Source organism: Microcystis ichthyoblabe FBCC-A1114, assembly GCF_050500245.1.
In the GTDB taxonomy this organism is placed as follows: domain Bacteria; phylum Cyanobacteriota; class Cyanobacteriia; order Cyanobacteriales; family Microcystaceae; genus Microcystis; species Microcystis ichthyoblabe_A.
In genome coordinates this window covers 3,437,268-3,453,288 of record NZ_CP191408.1, presented here as the reverse complement: position 1 = coordinate 3,453,288, position 16,021 = coordinate 3,437,268, and the positions used below count along the sequence as shown (strand labels likewise).

The following is a 16,021-nucleotide window of genomic DNA, read 5'->3' as shown; positions in this document are numbered from 1 at the left end:
CACTTATCATTTTCGTTATCTAGGTCATACATAGTAAATATGACTTATCTTTTTTGGGAGTCTGTGTCTGTATTCCATGCTAAATAAGCTTTTCAGCTTGCTTGTTCCCCTGTCAGAAATTTAGCTCTGCCCTTTTTTCTCTTTCCTTGGCATCTATTTCTTCCATTTCTGCATTTTGGACTAATTCTTTGGCTCTTTTTATCGTCATGGGAACTCTACTTATCCATTTTAGATGTTGAATTAGTTAAAGATTCTCTTGACTATATAAGGCACTGTCACAGACCATAATACTGTCAAATTTTATTTGTTTTTTAAATTCTACTAAGATTTTGCCAAAGACAGCTTACCCTTCTTCATTTCCATCTCCAACTCTCACAAATAATGGTACGTCTCCATCCTGGGTTGTTATTAAGTCTAAGACGCATTCTTTCAAATCTGGTCGATGGTCACGAGAATATACTTTGGTAATAATTATTGGTCTTTCTTTGATAATCTCTTCTTCTTTTTTCTCTTTTTTTTCTTCACTTTTATATTCTCCATCTAGATGAAATGATGTGGCATCTAGATGAGAATATTTTGTCTCTATTTTAAATTTGTTGATTAGCATTTCCCGCTTCTTGCACCGTCAAAACATCATGCCCCAAATTTCTCAACAATTCCACAACCGGCAAAGGAAACTGCTCATCTGCGTAAAAACGTGCCATCCCCTAAACTGCCTCATTCTGCTCAATGAGCAAATCAATCTCATCTTCATGAGCTGCCGCATATACCCAAGCATTAGCTAAATCCGTAGCCTTAATAGTCGGATAACTTGTTAATAAATCAGCATCACTATAACCAAGACGACGAGCTTCTACTAACACCCAAACTGGAATTCTTGTATTGGCAATGCAAGCTTGTCCGCCGCAAACTTTAGGCGTTTTCTCAATTCCCTGCCAATCACCACCCAGACTTTGAGCGAGTAACTGGATTACCTGCACTTTTTCGCTAGGTTTGAGGGCAAGAAGTTGCTCTTCTAACTCTTTGATAATCACAGGCTTAAATCCTCATAAAGTTTTGGCCAATTATCCTTAATCATTTTACCAGAAAATTTGGGTTGAAAACCTCCCACTTTTAGTAGAGTGTAAGGTGCGTGTTTGCGGCTATCAATTCGGTCAAAAAACTAAAATTAACAATCCGCTTTAACGCACCACCTTTATCATTCGGTTTGCCTGTGTCTTCCCAGGACTTTAACCCTCCCTTATTTTGCTCTTTTGCCCTTTGTCTCCCGCCTAGCGGCGGGTCGATTTTTTTGAGAAAATTGAGGTAGTGTTAAATCGATCGCCACAATCTCTACATTGACGTTTTGGTTTACCATTATCTGTAGAATCATTTTTGCTGAAGTTTGCGAATCTTTTGTCAGAAGACAAGATTCTAAATCCTTTAAAATGCCTCTTAGCTGACAGCTTAGTCGAATAAATCTACATTTCATAGCCAAATTTATTGGCATCTACTTCTTGTAAATTAATATCGATTAAACCGTATTCTGACCAGCGTTGGGAAACCTTGACCGCCATGGACGGATCCGACTCCAAAGGTTCCCCCCACTCGTGGTCAGTTTCAGGATACATTTTTGTCGTGGCATCAATTCCCATTCTCCCCCCCAAACCGACCTTTTCGCTGGCAAAATCGAGGCTATCAAAGGGGGTTTCCGGGAGAATAAACACATCGCGAACCGGATCCACTTTAGAACTAATTGCCCAAACCACTTGCCTGGGGTCGCGAATATTAATCTCCTTATCGACGACGATGACAAATTTAGTATAGGTGAACTGGGGTAAGGCACTCCAAAAAGCTAAGGCCGCTCGCCGCGCTTGTCCGGGATAGGCCTTATCAATGGAGATAATCGCCGCTTTATAGCTTAAAGCTTCCATCGGTAGGAAAAAATCCCTGATTTCCGACACCTGTTGCCGTAAAATCGGTGTATAAATACGATTAAGAGCGATCGCCATCATCGCTTCTTCCTTGGGAGGACGACCACTAAAAGTGGTTAAATAAATGGGGTCGCGACGATGGGTCATGCAGTGGAAATGAATCAGGGGTGAATCTTCCACACCGCCATAGTAACCCATGTGATCACCAAAGGGTCCATCTGGCAATACCTCTCCGGGGGTAATTGTTCCTTCGAGGACGATTTCTGCGTCGGCCGGCACTTCCAAATCGAGGGTTTTACACTTGGCTAACTGTACCCCAGAACCACCGTACAATCCCGCAAACAGCCATTCTGACAGATCTACGGGGATAGGAGTGGCGGCGGCCATGATAATCAGAGGATCGACCCCTAAAGCGATGGCTATTTCTAATTTTTTGCCCATTTGTGCCGCTTTTCGCAGGTGACGCGCCCCACCGCGCACGGATAACCAGTGGACGGTCATGGTATTGTGAGACTGTAGCTGTAAGCGATAGACACCGACGTTAGGGGTTCCCGTTTCGCAATCTTTAGTAATTACTAGCCCTAGGGTGATAATCTGACCTGCATCGCCCGAATAGGGACGAATCATCGGAATTTTCTTTAAATCTACTTCATCCCCCTCTAAAATCACCTGTTGACAGGCAGGAAAAAAGTTACGGTTGGGTTTGGCTTTCAGGACATCAAACAACACTTTACCAAAATCGATCGCTTGGGAGAGTTTTTTCGGCGGTTTCGGTTGTTGCAAGAGGGCGAGTTTTTTGCCTAAATCTTCCAATTCTTCGGGTTTATTCAGGTTCATCGCCCAACAGATGCGTTCTACCGTTCCCATCAGGTTAATAGCGACGGGAAACTCGGCCCCTTGCACGTTTTCAAACAGTAGGGCCGGTCCCCCCACCTGCAGCATCCGATTAGCGATCTCGGCAATTTCTAAATCGGCAGAGACCGATGCACTAATGCGGCGTAATTGGCCACGATCTTCTAAAAGCTTAATAAATCCTCGTAAGTCTCTAGCCATGATGAAGAAATGTAAATAAATCCCTGTCTCTATTATCTCTTAGGGCGGCAGTTTCGGTGGGGGATAGTCACCGGTTTGAGAGTTGGAGGGGATTCTCGTCTAGAATTAAGTAAAAAAATCCCCATCTTACCCGGGTCATTCCTAACCCTAAGTTTATGTTTATTCAGCCCAGAGGTCAACATGATTAAGGATATTGAAATTAGTAATTTTAGATGTTTTGAGCATACCAAAATTGAAGGTTTTGAGCGAGTTAATTTAATTGGTGGTAATAACAATTCAGGGAAAACTGCCCTGTTAGAGGCAATATTTTTGTATAGTTATCCCTATCCAAATACTATTCATCCCTACATCAGAGGAATCATTCGTAGGCAATCTTTAGCAGTTGTTCAGGCTGTTCCCAAAAATGCTTGGGATGATTTATTATTCAATCTTGATAAAAAAAATATTATTGAGTTAAAAGGCTCCCAATCTAACCAAGGAGATAAATTGGTAAAAATATCGATTTCTAGTTCTCTTAAAGATAGTATTCTAGGAATCTCTGAAGACTTACAAAAATTATACGATTTTATCGCTAAAAATAAATCAGTTATTTCTATCTTAAATATTCACACAAGTTTTGACCATGATAATGACTCAAATGATGGTCAACTGAACTATTTTTTAATTGCTAGTTCTGAGGGAATACTCGCTTTACCTAATGGGGGTGATGAGGAACCAGTAATCATTGCCGCATCTGTCAATAAATCTTTGAAAGAATTGAGCGAGTCCTATACTAAAATAGTTTTTAATGAACAGGAAGAAGAAGTGCTAAAAGCTCTACAAATTCTCGATCCGTCCATTGAAAAAATAGAAAGTTTTTTTCTGGGTGAACCAAATTTATATCTGAAAAGAAAAGAGAGAAAACGCCTACCCATATCTCTGTTTGGTGAAGCTATTAATCGTCTGATAGAGATGATTTTTGCTCTACTCATCAATCCTAAAAAAATTATTTTTATCGATGAAATAGAAAATGGTCTTCACTATACTGCTTACCCAGATATTTGGAAAACTTTATTCCGATTAGCTATCGAACTAGATAGCCAAATTTTTGCCACAACCCACAGTTTAGAGATGATCCAAGCTTTTGCCGATGTGGGGTTAGAATATTATCCAGAAGAGGGGGCCTATTTTGAACTAGCAAGGAGTCCCAGAACTGATAAAATTATCGGTATTAAAAGTGAATTAGATATCTTAGATTACGCTCTCAAGCATAATGATCGAATCAGAGGTGAGTAGAATCGTGGCTAATGTAATAATTGTTGAAAGTCAAGATGATGCGGCTTTTTTACGAGCTATTATTGAGCATATTAATGAATCGAATCATTTAACGATAACTATTGTTGAATTTTATATTCTAGACGGAATAGAACAAGAAAATTATCGCAGCCTTGAACAACGACTGAAACGACTTAATAACACCCTGCTTAAAGATGATATTCAAAAGATAGGTATTGTTTTAGATTTAGATGAACAAACCAGAGAAGAAAGACTTGCTCTGGTTAGTCAATGTATTCAAAGAGTTTTTAGAGAAGCAGCCAGGATAGATGATATCCAAAAGCTATTTCAATTAAATGCTTCTACGAATACTCAAATAGGTTGTCATTTTCTTCATGTTAATGAACAGGGGGAACTAGAGACAGTGTTGAGAGAAATTAAAACCCAAGATTCTCCCCATGCTGATTGTGTAGAAGCTTGGCGATCCTGTCTTGCACAAAAAAATATTGATATAAATCGTAAAAAAATTGATAAATTGTGGATTCAAAACTATATCAGGGAAGATACACCATCACAGAATGAAAAAAGAGAGGCTAAGAAATATTGTAATTTATCCCATGCTTTAACCAAAAAAGACATTTGGAACTTTGAGCATGAGGTATTAAATGAACTCAAAGAATTTTTACAACTATTTGCTGTCTAATCAAAAATCCCCCTAGAAATCTAGAGGGATCGAGGGATATATGGAGGGCAATTTAGAAGTAAATTGTACCACCCCAACGCTCGTCTAGACGGGGAGCAACCAACATATAAGCGGCGACGTTATACACATCATCTTCGGTCAGATTGCGTAATTCTGGGAAGATATCGGGACGGCTAACATTGGGATGAAATTCGCTGAGATCATCTTCACCATCGTAACTGGTGGGATGTTCTAGATAATCAATCAATGCTAACAGATTATCTCTGGGAGGTTCCGCTTTTGCCAGATCGGCCAGACCCAAACTGACGTTATTATTAGTTTTGGTTTTACCTTGCAGGTGGCACTTAGTACAATTGGCGACAAAAAGTTTCTGTCCTTCCGTCGCTTGTTCAGAAGTCAAAGTCACCGATTCCCCTGCATCATTGAGGGTGATGGTGAGGCTTTCTTCATCGAGTTCTAAGGCACTAGCGCCGTTAAGATTGAATTGTAATACAAAAAAGACTACAGCGATCGCTGCCACAATCAAACGTTTGATCATTGTTCTCCTACTCGCAATTGTTCCAAGAAAGGGAATTTTAAGGTGACTAAAAAATTTTCTCCTCTGGGAGGGTATCGATCGATTCTAAGTGATCACGGACACCGAGAAGATCGCAGTGGGGAATAAAGTCAAGGGGACGTTTCCGTTTTCGAGGCGGTTACTCCTGAGCGTTGGGATAAAATCAGTGAGATAATTGCTTTAGCATCTTCTAGGGCGAGATTAGTCTGCCGATCTTTATAGGAGATGCCTAATTGGTCGCAAAGTGACAACACAGATTCATCGGCCAGATCGTACTCTGCCGCAATATCAGCGATCGATAGATCAGCAAAACCCATAGTCTAACGCACCCACCAAGGATAGAGAATACTTATTAGTTACCATAATTATCATGCCATTGCCGGGGACATTCTTAACAGTGATCAGTGATCAGTGATCAGTTGTGAGTTTTCAGTTTACTGATCACTGAAAAAAGCTCCCATCACCCTAAACCCCATCTCCCCACACCCCACACCCTACACCCCACACCCCATTCCCTCAAAATTCCCTAATTTTCCCGACTTTTGCCTTTTTATTCCCTAAGATAGAGACTCGTGTAAACAAATTTAATTAAAATCGCAAAAAACCTGAAAAAATACTAAAATGTGATTAAGAATGTTATTTTTAGCGTTGTAAGGCTAAATCTTTCTCGATAACATTGTAATCATACCTCCACACTCTTTTGTACAAAGGACTGCACCTTTGTTAACTTATGGATATACAACTGATCAACATCGGCTTCGGTAATATTGTTTCCGCTAATCGGGTTATCGCCATCGTTAGCCCAGAATCGGCTCCTATCAAACGCATCATCAGTGATGCTCGGGATAAAGGCTGTTTAATCGATGCTACATACGGAAGACGGACTCGTGCGGTGATCATCACCGATTCTAGTCATGTAGTGCTGTCGGCCATTCAACCAGAAACCGTGGCTCACCGTTTCGTGGTCAACAAGGAAGCCCCTGTTAATAGTAGCAACTAAGTTATTAACCCCATGCAACCCGGTCAATTAATCGTCATTACTGGCCCTAGCGGTGTGGGCAAGGGTACGCTAGTACGGCATTTACTAACTCGTTTCCCTAACCTCTACCTGTCCGTATCCGCCACTACGCGCCCACCTCGACCGGGTGAAATTGAGGGGGAAGATTACTACTTTCTCGACCGTCCCAGTTTCGAGGAGAAAATGGCAGCCGGAGAATTTCTCGAATCGGCTGAATACGCGGGCAACTACTATGGAACACCCCAATCAGCGATCGCCGCTCAATTAGCGGCAGGCCAGACCGTAATTCTAGAAATCGAATTAGAGGGAGCCAGACAGGTCTGTAAAAGCTTCCCCGAAGCGAGGAGAATCTTTATCCTACCCCCCAGTTTCGAGGAATTAGAACGTCGTTTGCGCGACCGGGGCAAAGATGCCGAAACAGCGATCGCCCGTCGCCTGGAGCGCGCCCGAGAAGAATTGGCCGCCAGCGAGGAATTCCCCCATCAAATCGTCAATGATGACCTAGAAACCGCCCTAGATGCCATCGAGAAGATTATTTTTAGCCGTTAGCCGTTAGGTGTTAGGGTGTTGGGGTTTTAGTTGAAATTCCCCACTTCCCCACTTCCCCACTTCCCATTCTCTAAGTTACCTAAAATATCGGATGAATACCCCCGCTACATTTTTCGATAAGATACTCACAAAAATTAGCGGGGGATGAAATCCGACCAGAATATTAGCAACGGAGCATCGGTTTAATTCCACCATCTGTGGACAAACTGTGTTATAATCTACTTAACCAATGGTCGAGAATTGTTATATGCTAGTCGTAGAAGCAAAGCTAAAAAACGGGACACTAGAGCAATATCACCGGCTTGATGAAGCTATCAAAACTTCTCAGTTTGTGCGTAATTCTTGTGTTCGTTATTGGATGGATCATAAGGGTACAACCCGCAATAATCTCCAAAAACTTTGCTCGGTACTAGCTAACAATAAAGAGACTCCTTGGGTTAATAAATTAAACTCACAAGCACGTCAATCTGCTGCTGATAGAGCCTGGCAATCAATTAGTAAGTTTTATCAGAATTGTCATGCTAATATACCAGAGAAAAAGGGTTTTCCTCGGTTCAAAAAGCATAGTCGTTCTGTTGAATACAAACTAACAGGCTACAAACTATCTGATGATCGACGTAAAATCAGATTTACTGATGGCTTTAAAGCAGGAGAATTTGATTTATGGTGTAGTCAAAAGACCTTAGTTTATTATTCAGAGCAACAGATTAGACGGGTAAGAGTTGTTAGACGTGCTGACGGTTATTATTGCCAGTTTCTGATTGACGTAGAACGGCAAGAATACCATAAACCGACGGGACAAATAACAGGAATTGACTTAGGGTTAAAGGAGTTTTATACCGATGCTCAAGGCAATACTGTAGAGAATCCACGTTATTTAAGAAAGTCAGAAAAACGACTTCAAAAAGCACAACGACGATTATCTAAGAAATTCCGTAAAGGAAAGAAACAGTCTAAAAACTATCACAAGCAACGGGTAAAAGTAGCTAGGCTTCATCTTAAAGTATCAAGACAACGTAAAGACAAAGCAATTAAAGAGGCTTTGGCGTTAGTCCAGTCTAATGATTTGGTAGTCTATGAAGCTTTAAAGGTAAGAAACTTAGTCAAAAACCGTAAGCTCGCCAAGTCGATTTCCGATGCTTCTTGGTATCAATTCACTCAATGGCTGAATTATTTTGCCAAGATTTATCAGATTGTTTGTGTTGCTGTACCACCGCATTTTACTTCTCAAGATTGTTCAGTTTGTGGGACGAGAGTTCAAAAAACCTTAAGCACTAGAACTCATCAATGTCCTAATTGTCAAACAGTCATAGATAGGGATCATAATGCAGCAATAAATATTCTTAAAAAAGGGTTGAAATATTTGGGAAATCATCTCAACGGTACTGTTGGGCAAACAGAAACCGACCCAAACGCCTTGGGAGAGTCCGACCTCTGGATTTTGAATGGAGACATTGAGAATCTAAGCTGTCTCGTTGAACAAGGAATTTCCGATAGTGATATGGGAAGAATCCCCCGTCACAGCGTAGCTTGACGGTGGGAGTATGTCAAAATCAAAAAACCAACCGCAGCAGCAAGACAAGAAAGCGCAATGATTCCTACCGTTATTGAAACCACAGGCCGGGGCGAACGCGCCTTCGATATCTACTCCCGACTACTACGGGAAAGAATCGTCTTTTTGGGACAAGAAGTAACCAGCGACCTGGCTAACCTAATCGTCGCCCAATTACTCTTTCTAGAAGCAGAAGACCCCGAAAAAGATATTTACTTGTATATCAACTCCCCCGGTGGTTCCGTTTCGGCCGGATTAGGGATTTTTGACACCATGAATCAAATCCGTCCCGATGTCAGCACCATTTGTATTGGTTTAGCCGCCAGTATGGGGGCTTTTCTCCTCAGTGCCGGCAAACCGGGCAAAAGAATGAGCCTACCCAACTCGCGGATCATGATTCACCAACCCCTCGGCGGCGCCCAAGGTCAGGCCACCGATATCGAAATTCAGGCCAAAGAAATTCTCTATCTCAAACAATTACTCAATCAACACCTAGCTAGTCATACCGGTAAACCTCTCGACCTCATCGCCGAGGATACGGAAAGGGATTTCTTTATGTCCGCCGAAGAGGCTCTAGACTATGGTTTAATCGATCAAGTCATCGATCGCAGTCCTTCCGCTTCCAACCCTCCCCAGAAATAATTATGATCGGGTAGGCCCTGTCTGCCCAGATTTTGTTGACACTCCCATCGCACTCATGCGATAGAGCTTAAATCTCCCCTTGCGCTCGGTGAGCGTAGTCGAACCGAGCGCAACTCGAGGTGCCAGTTTCCAATATGCCCTATCGTAAGTACTTAAGCAAAATTAATTACACATATCTAACCACCTCTTGCCTTTTGCCTTTTGCCTTTCTTCACTAGGAAATTTATTTTGCACGACTACTTAGCTTTTTTGAGTATATTTAATAAGGACGATAAATATAAATATAAATATAAGTGTTTGGAGAATCAAAATGTGGCGAAATGTGTCGAAGTGCTGTTCTATACTGGTCAGCTTTTCATGAGGGGAACCCTGGGGCGAATTACTTCGCTCCTTTAAAAGCCCCGTCTCATCGGTAAAACATACATAGCCTCCCGGCTGACATTCAAGGTAAAAAATAATAAACTAAAAAAAGAAAACATTCACAAGTATGTTTCCTCTGCTTTAATACTATTGTGATAATTGCGACTTGATCCGTCGATAGAATTCAGCCGTTAGTCGTCAGGAGTTGGTCGTCAGGAAGTGGTAAAATGGGGCAATGGGGAATTCAACTAAAACCCCAAAACCCAACACCTTCTAACTGATAACTGATAACTGACTCCCCATCTCCTCACTTATGCAGAATTTAGACGAAAATAGCCTCGATTGCGCCCCTAGTAAACCGGATTTAGCCGAACAAAGACAGGAATTTCGGGGACTTAGCAATAAAGTTTATTTTAATTTCGGTGGTCAGGGAACCTTGCCCAAGGCCGGATTAGAAGCGATTATCGATACCTATAATTTTCTCCAACAAAAGGGGCCTTTTTCAGGACAGGTAAACGATTGGATTACCAAAAAAACGGAACTTCTCAGGCAAGAAATGGCGCAAGAATTGGGAATCAGCCCCAGAACTCTCTCTATCACCGAGGATGTCACTGTAGGCTGTAATATCGCCCTCTGGGGGGTTGATTGGCAAGCGGGGGAACATATTTTACTAACCGATTGTGAACACCCCGGAATTATCGCCACAGTTCGGGAAATTGCCCGTCGTTATCATCTGGAAATCTCCACTTGTCCTATTCGGGAAACTTTAAACGACGGCAACCCGATAGAAGTCATTTCCGCTCATTTACGGCCAAAAACTAGGGTTTTGGTGGTCAGTCACGTTCTCTGGAATACTGGACAGGTTTTACCCCTCAAGGAAATCTCGCAGCTTTGTCATGATAATTCTGTCACCGAAAAACCCGTTTTAGTGGTGGTGGATGCTGCCCAATCCGTGGGTTGTTTGCCCTTGGATTTAAGCGCCACTGCCGCCGATTGTTATGCTTTTACAGGTCATAAATGGTGGTGTGGACCGGCCGGTGTGGGAGGATTGTATATTCGTCCCGAAATTTTCCCTAGTTTACAGCCCACTTTTATCGGTTGGCGCGGTATTGAAACAGATAAGCAAGGACAGCCTATCGGTTGGAAACCGGACGCTAGACGCTTTGAAGTGGCCACTTCTGCCTATCCTCAATTTGAGGGTTTAAGGGCAACTATTGCGGTACATAACGCCTGGGGTGATGGGGGACAAAGATACGAAAAAATCTGTCAATTAGCGGCTTATCTTTGGGGGGAATTAAAGACGGTTAAAGGGGTGAAATGTTTAAAAAATTCTCCGCCAGAATCCGGTTTAGTTTCCTTTCAAATTGACTCGGCCATCACCCCACAAAATTTAGTGCAACAGCTAGAAAAACAAGGGTTTTTACTGCGAACTCTCCTCGACCCCCTCTGTGTGCGTGCCTGTGTTCATTATTTCACTTTGCCCTCAGAAATCGAGCAGTTAGTAGCGGCTATCAAAAAGTTAGTCTAAACTGCGTCGGGGATATTTTTATCCCTCGGCCATTAAGCGCAATAATTCGTCAGTAGATAACTTACCGCTTGCGTCGGTCCCCTCCAATAAACTATCGGCGAGATCGCGTTTATGGTGGTGCAGATCGACAATTTTTTCCTCGATCGTATCCTTGGCCACTAAGCGATAAATCGTCACCGGACGTTTTTGGCCGATGCGGTGAGCGCGATCGGAGGCCTGATCCTCCACTGCGGGATTCCACCAGGGATCAAGATGGATAACATAATCGGCTGCGGTGAGATTTAATCCTGTCCCCCCGGCTTTTAAACTAATTAAAAATACGTCCCCTTCCCCCGCTTGAAAAGCTTTCACCTGTTTCTGCCGATCGCTGGCTGGGGTACTACCATCGAGGTATTGATATTTTATCTGCCGTTGATCGAGATAACTGCGGATAATCGCTAAATGATCGACAAATTGACTAAATACCAACGCTTTATGCTGATTATCTAATAAATCATCCAGAATTTCCCCGAAACGGGACAATTTCGAGCCGGCTAAATCCAAATCCGGAGCCACTAACTGCGGGTGACAGCAGGCCCGGCGTAATTTCATGATCTCTGCCAGTACCTGGAGATGTTTGGCTCCGGCGGTACTGTCACTCTCGCTTAATTTCTCCAAAGCACGCCGCCGTAAGGCCTCGTAAAACGCCTTCTCCTCGACGCTTAACTCGATCGGGACTAAAATCTCGGTACGCGGCGGTAATTCCGCTAGAACTTGGTTTTTGGTGCGCCGGAGAAGGAAAGGCCGCACCAGTTTTTTTAACTGTTCGCGAGCGGTTTTATCGCCGTATTTTTCGATCGGGGTGGCGAAACGGCGATCAAAACTTTCCAAAGACCCCAACAATCCGGGGTTAATAAAACGGAAAAGATTCCATAATTCCCCTAAATGATTCTCTATCGGTGTTCCCGTGGTGATTAGTTTAAAATCCCCCCGCAGATTCATCGCTGCTTTCGATCGCTTGGTGGAGAAATTCTTAATCGCTTGGGCCTCATCGAGAACGATTGTCCGCCATTCTACCCCGGCCAACATGGTGGCAACTTCTTCCTGCTGTAATAACCCATAGCTACAGACCAACAGATCAAAAGGTTGCAGTCGATCGAGTAGCGCTTGCCGATCGCCTGTTCCCAGTTGGATGATATTTAAGGTGGGTGCGAACCTTTCCGCCTCACTAATCCAGTTCAAACATACTGAAGTAGGAGCGATCGCTAAAGTCGGTCCCTCGGAGGCGCGGGTTAGGATCACTGCCAGAGCTTGTAAAGTTTTCCCTAATCCCATATCATCGGCCAAACAGGCCCCGGCCCCCCACCGGGCCAGTCTAGCTAACCAGCGAAAGCCTTCCAATTGATAGTCGCGCAATTCTGCCTGTAGAGTTGAGGGGACTTCTGGGGTAAAATCCTGACTCTCCTGAAAGCGTTGCAAATTATCGCGCCAACGTTTATCGGCCTTGAGTTGTCCCACTTCCTCGGTGAGTTCCGAGAGCATCGGGGCAGCGAAGGGATGAAACCGCAAACCGTCGCCGGACTTTTCCGAGAAAGCACGCATTTCCTGTAACCGTTCCCGAAATGCCTCGGTTAATGCAAGAAATTGACCATCTCCGAGGGGAATAAACCGCCCCGGCGATCCCTCTAGCAATTTCATCAACTCCTGCATACTCAGCACCGATTTCTCCTCTAGGTGCAGTTCCCCACTGACCGCAAACCAATCCCGTTGACTGTGGATATTTAGGTGTAGGTCTTGTAATCGAAGCTGACGCGACACCCGCCATTTTTCTCCTTCTGGCCATTCCACAAGGACGCTATCGTTTAATTCCCGCAATTCCAGCAGTAGATCTAGACAATCCTCTGGATTTTCTAGTCGCCATTCCCCGTTTTCTTCCTCGAAACTGATCAGGATCGGACAAGAATCGATCGCTGTTTGGGCCAGTTTTTTCTCTAGGGCCAGATCCCTAGTTGTTTGCAGCCGTTCCCCCTCAATCTCGGCGATTACTGTTTCTCCCCCTTTTCCAGGCTGGAAATAGGGACCAGCTGCCCCAAAAGGACGGCTGAGAACCGCCACTTTTAAACCCTCTCCGGCCGGTAAGAGATGAATCCGGGGTTGACTATCGGCTGCCACTGACCGGGCTGCTTTTCCTCCCCCGATATCGGAATGTACTGTCACTATCCCGGACAGGGAATTGATCGCGGCCAGGACTTTTTCCCGGCCCTTGTCGGGGACTTCTAGGCGGTTGCTTTTGCCGATAATGTCGGCGATGCTTCGGTGTTCTGGCTTGACTTCGATTACCTTAATGCGAGTGGGGGTTTCTTTCCAAATCAGCACTTCTTGGCGATCGCTGAGATCGGGCAGTAAAGACAGGATTAATTTACCCGATTTTTCCTTACTTACTCGCAATTCTGGTTCCCCGGCGACGATTTCTACCCGCGTTCTGGGGGAATCTTCCCAAAACACCAGGGGATGACCGATCAGTTCGATAATGGCCCGGCGCTCAAAGTGATACTCGTTCTGGCCATAGTAACTGGATTCCACGAAGATATGGGCGCAAATTTTCAGGTCTTGCGGGGTTAAATAGTCAATTTCCCCAGTTTTTCGCAGACGTTTAAGGGAGACGGGACGGCCACGACTCCAATTACCCCGCGCGTCGAGTTTCTGTTCTTTTGGTTGCAGGAAATAATCCTCGGAATGGATAGTGAGAAACCAAGCAAGGCGGACGACGGGGTTGGATTTACCCGGGGTTGGTGTTGGCGCGCACAGATTAGTCAAGGCATTCAGGCACAGTTGCCAAGCTTCTTGGGGTTCGATCGCATCCACCAGGGGGGAAGGGAGATGCCATTTTATAACCACCTCCGTTTCCGGCGCTCGATCGAGTCGGGACAGTAGGGCCCCGGTTTCCAGGGCTAACCAATGGTAGCCAGCCGCCTTGGCATCTTTGTAGAGGGGCAGCAATAGGCGGGGCAGATGTTTTTTAGCGATGCTGCTACTCATCCAGTAGAGACAGATACTACAGATAAGAGTCTCTAGACCCTGGCCCATTTGGTAGGGATTGATCGTCGCGTCGATGATTGCGTCTTTGGCCTGCATATCTCCCTGACGGGCAGCGATGATTTTTTCCAGACGGGCATAGATAGGACTGAAAAGATGATCGTTTTGACGCGCCACCCAACTGGTATAGCTGGCGGCTTCGGCGAGACGTTCGGGGGTTCCTTCTTTGAGGAGGGCAAAAATAAAGGAGAAGCCGCTAATCGAAGAAAAATAGATTTTTTGTTTTCCTTTGGCTTTTTTTAGGGCTTTAAGGGCGAGGGTATATTCTTGGATCGCTTTGCTGTTTTCCCCGCCTAGAAAGGCAATCCAACCCCGTATCGCCCCGATTGCTGCTGCTTGGCTTTCCGGGAAGGGGCGATCGAGATACCGACGCACTTTATCGCTTTGTCCTCGGATGATTGCCTGTTCGAGCCACAAATGGCCTTCGGAAACACTGGTCTGGTCTTGACAGAGTTCTTCTAGGAGGGAAAAAGCTCCATCGGCGCGAGTTATTTTTTCAAAAGCCTTGACAAGAATGCTATTTAGTGCTAGAGCTTGAAATTTGGTCGGTTGCGTCCGTAACCAATCCCCATCGAAGGGGTTATCGTAGATGAGGATGAGAAGGTCTTCTAGGCTGGTTTTTGAGGAAGAATAGCTGGTTTTCTGATAATCGGCGATTTGTTGTTCGATCGAGTCGAAATCCTGACGATAGATGGCCAGACGGATTTCTCGGATTAATTGCTCTTTTCCCTGAAAAACTAGGCTTTCATCCCAACGAGTTCGGGGTTGCGGCAGTTTTGCCTTGATAATCTCGGCAAAACGCTTGAATTCTCCCTTACTAACGCTATCACGGCTGGCAATCTCGACGAGGAGGGGATGACAGCGCGGCCCGTAGCCTTTGTCCTGGGTGATTACTTCCGCTTCTAGGAGGATATCTAAATGGGATTTCAGGGTTTGGCCGTTAAATCGCCGGTTGTTCTCGTCGCGGTAATGAGCTTGATTTAAACAGTCTAGAAAAGTGCTGCGGGCGATCGGTTCATAGATTAGGGAAAAAAGACGGACGATCACCTGATCGAGTGCCGATAATTGTTGGTAGCGTTCGATAAGTTGGCGGCGGATTTGCTCGATATCTTTCATATTCGGTTATATTCGCTGATAATCCTAATCTTTTTGCGGGGATATGACTGCAATTTATGGACGGGTTTCCAAAAAAGGTTCGATATCGATCGGGAACCAGTCCCCGTCTAATACCTGTTGGAGAGTGAATATAAACTCTAGGGGAATCACGTTTTTATCGACGATTCTGGCGTTAATCAGGGATTTTCTGGCGGTTAAATAGGCTTTTTCCCAAGAATCGCGGGCATGGTTGACGAGGGTGGCACTATCTATTTTTTGTTCTAATTGCGATCGGAAAGCTGCGATCTCCACTATCCAGTGACGGGCATTCCGTTCTTTTTCCGATTCCCAATAGGATAGTTTGAGCAAGTGTTCGATTAAAACGGTTAATAAACTCGTTATTGCCTGTCTCTCGCTTTTTCCCATGCACTCCACTTCCTCGATCAGGTTTTCCCAGTCCACCAGGTCAAACTCTTTTCGCTTTAACAGTTCGGCGGTTTTTTCTGTCCAGAGAACAAAATCTTCCTCGTAGAGAGCGGTCATCATAGATTTCTCATCCCGACTGGGAGCGCGGGGTAATGGCTCGATTATAACTCTCGATCGCTATCCTGGATCAGCTTCTAGTGCGGGGAATTTTTGTCAAGTTAGAGATTTATGCCCTATCACAAGTTGTTCTTTTTGTCAAAAAAACTTTTTCTTTTTAACAAAAGTACACAAACATTT

Annotated in this window: 14 protein-coding genes and 1 pseudogene; 7 read left to right on the top strand and 8 right to left on the bottom strand. The window is 44.3% G+C overall.

The annotated features are described in order from the left end of the window. Positions 1-118: 118 nt before the first annotated feature. From ACQY1Y_RS16695 to ACQY1Y_RS16680, 4 genes and pseudogenes are all read right to left on the bottom strand, one after another. A pseudogene (locus ACQY1Y_RS16695) lies at positions 119-604 on the bottom strand (IS1634 family transposase); the annotation flags it as partial. Continuing rightward, positions 588-704 carry a DUF5615 family PIN-like protein gene (locus tag ACQY1Y_RS16690; protein ID WP_002737600.1) on the bottom strand — a complete coding sequence of 39 codons (117 nt, stop codon included), beginning with the start codon at positions 702-704 and terminating at the stop codon, positions 588-590. The gene ACQY1Y_RS16690 and the pseudogene ACQY1Y_RS16695, both read right to left, overlap by 17 nt. A 3-nt stretch (positions 705-707) precedes the next feature. Then, positions 708-1,034 (bottom strand): DUF433 domain-containing protein, encoded by a 327-nt coding sequence (locus ACQY1Y_RS16685; RefSeq protein ID WP_002774079.1) that lies wholly within the window; start codon positions 1,032-1,034, stop codon positions 708-710. A 426-nt stretch (positions 1,035-1,460) separates the two neighbouring features. Next, positions 1,461-2,966, bottom strand: coding sequence for a UbiD family decarboxylase (locus tag ACQY1Y_RS16680; RefSeq protein WP_430013181.1), 1,506 nt, complete (start codon positions 2,964-2,966; stop codon positions 1,461-1,463). A 180-nt stretch (positions 2,967-3,146) separates the two neighbouring features. Between ACQY1Y_RS16680 and ACQY1Y_RS16675 the strand changes: the two genes are divergently transcribed. Continuing rightward, positions 3,147-4,241 carry an AAA family ATPase gene (locus ACQY1Y_RS16675; protein WP_430013180.1) on the top strand — a complete coding sequence of 365 codons (1,095 nt, stop codon included), beginning with the start codon at positions 3,147-3,149 and terminating at the stop codon, positions 4,239-4,241. Next, positions 4,219-4,923 carry a DUF3226 domain-containing protein gene (locus ACQY1Y_RS16670; protein ID WP_430013179.1) on the top strand — a complete coding sequence of 235 codons (705 nt, stop codon included), beginning with the start codon at positions 4,219-4,221 and terminating at the stop codon, positions 4,921-4,923. Before ACQY1Y_RS16675 ends, ACQY1Y_RS16670 begins: the two co-directional genes overlap by 23 nt. Before the next feature lie 52 nt (positions 4,924-4,975). On the opposite strand, the gene psbV is transcribed toward ACQY1Y_RS16670, so the two are convergent. Continuing rightward, entirely contained in the window at positions 4,976-5,461 is a 486-nt protein-coding gene (gene psbV / locus ACQY1Y_RS16665) for a photosystem II cytochrome c-550 (protein WP_103112337.1), read from the bottom strand. A gap of 128 nt (positions 5,462-5,589) precedes the next feature. Continuing rightward, entirely contained in the window at positions 5,590-5,796 is a 207-nt protein-coding gene (locus ACQY1Y_RS16660; RefSeq protein WP_002735525.1) for a hypothetical protein, read from the bottom strand. Positions 5,797-6,209: 413 nt separating this feature from the next. On the opposite strand from ACQY1Y_RS16660, the gene remA reads away from it, so the two are divergent. From remA to ACQY1Y_RS16635, 5 genes are all read left to right on the top strand, one after another. After that, positions 6,210-6,479 carry an extracellular matrix/biofilm regulator RemA gene (gene remA, locus ACQY1Y_RS16655; protein ID WP_002737924.1) on the top strand — a complete coding sequence of 90 codons (270 nt, stop codon included), beginning with the start codon at positions 6,210-6,212 and terminating at the stop codon, positions 6,477-6,479. A 12-nt stretch (positions 6,480-6,491) separates the two neighbouring features. After that, positions 6,492-7,046 carry a guanylate kinase gene (gene gmk, locus ACQY1Y_RS16650; protein ID WP_002736224.1) on the top strand — a complete coding sequence of 185 codons (555 nt, stop codon included), beginning with the start codon at positions 6,492-6,494 and terminating at the stop codon, positions 7,044-7,046. Between the two features lie 247 nt (positions 7,047-7,293). Continuing rightward, on the top strand, positions 7,294-8,580 hold the full coding sequence (locus tag ACQY1Y_RS16645; RefSeq protein WP_069473965.1) for an RNA-guided endonuclease InsQ/TnpB family protein: 1,287 nt from the start codon (positions 7,294-7,296) through the stop codon (positions 8,578-8,580). A gap of 18 nt (positions 8,581-8,598) precedes the next feature. Beyond that, entirely contained in the window at positions 8,599-9,240 is a 642-nt protein-coding gene (gene clpP, locus ACQY1Y_RS16640) for an ATP-dependent Clp endopeptidase proteolytic subunit ClpP (RefSeq protein WP_316578624.1), read from the top strand. Between the two features lie 673 nt (positions 9,241-9,913). Further along, positions 9,914-11,128 carry an aminotransferase class V-fold PLP-dependent enzyme gene (locus ACQY1Y_RS16635; protein ID WP_430013178.1) on the top strand — a complete coding sequence of 405 codons (1,215 nt, stop codon included), beginning with the start codon at positions 9,914-9,916 and terminating at the stop codon, positions 11,126-11,128. Between the two features lie 18 nt (positions 11,129-11,146). On the opposite strand, the gene ACQY1Y_RS16630 is transcribed toward ACQY1Y_RS16635, so the two are convergent. After that, entirely contained in the window at positions 11,147-15,319 is a 4,173-nt protein-coding gene (locus tag ACQY1Y_RS16630) for a DEAD/DEAH box helicase (RefSeq protein WP_430013177.1), read from the bottom strand. A gap of 54 nt (positions 15,320-15,373) precedes the next feature. Then, positions 15,374-15,844, bottom strand: a complete 471-nt coding sequence (locus tag ACQY1Y_RS16625; protein WP_430013176.1) for a DUF29 domain-containing protein — start codon at positions 15,842-15,844, stop codon at positions 15,374-15,376. Positions 15,845-16,021 lie beyond the last annotated feature (177 nt).

What these genes read in the sequence shown, in the direction of transcription:
- ACQY1Y_RS16690 (WP_002737600.1), bottom strand. Translation starts at nt 704, where the DNA reads ATGGCACGTTTTTACGCAGATGAGCAGTTTCCTTTGCCGGTTGTGGAA.
- ACQY1Y_RS16680 (WP_430013181.1), bottom strand. Translation starts at nt 2,966, where the DNA reads ATGGCTAGAGACTTACGAGGATTTATTAAGCTTTTAGAAGATCGTGGC.
- ACQY1Y_RS16675 (WP_430013180.1), top strand. Translation starts at nt 3,147, where the DNA reads ATGATTAAGGATATTGAAATTAGTAATTTTAGATGTTTTGAGCATACC.
- ACQY1Y_RS16670 (WP_430013179.1), top strand. Translation starts at nt 4,219, where the DNA reads ATGATCGAATCAGAGGTGAGTAGAATCGTGGCTAATGTAATAATTGTT.
- psbV (WP_103112337.1), bottom strand. Translation starts at nt 5,461, where the DNA reads ATGATCAAACGTTTGATTGTGGCAGCGATCGCTGTAGTCTTTTTTGTA.
- ACQY1Y_RS16660 (WP_002735525.1), bottom strand. Translation starts at nt 5,796, where the DNA reads ATGGGTTTTGCTGATCTATCGATCGCTGATATTGCGGCAGAGTACGAT.
- remA (WP_002737924.1), top strand. Translation starts at nt 6,210, where the DNA reads ATGGATATACAACTGATCAACATCGGCTTCGGTAATATTGTTTCCGCT.
- gmk (WP_002736224.1), top strand. Translation starts at nt 6,492, where the DNA reads ATGCAACCCGGTCAATTAATCGTCATTACTGGCCCTAGCGGTGTGGGC.
- ACQY1Y_RS16645 (WP_069473965.1), top strand. Translation starts at nt 7,294, where the DNA reads ATGCTAGTCGTAGAAGCAAAGCTAAAAAACGGGACACTAGAGCAATAT.
- ACQY1Y_RS16635 (WP_430013178.1), top strand. Translation starts at nt 9,914, where the DNA reads ATGCAGAATTTAGACGAAAATAGCCTCGATTGCGCCCCTAGTAAACCG.
- ACQY1Y_RS16630 (WP_430013177.1), bottom strand. Translation starts at nt 15,319, where the DNA reads ATGAAAGATATCGAGCAAATCCGCCGCCAACTTATCGAACGCTACCAA.
- ACQY1Y_RS16625 (WP_430013176.1), bottom strand. Translation starts at nt 15,844, where the DNA reads ATGATGACCGCTCTCTACGAGGAAGATTTTGTTCTCTGGACAGAAAAA.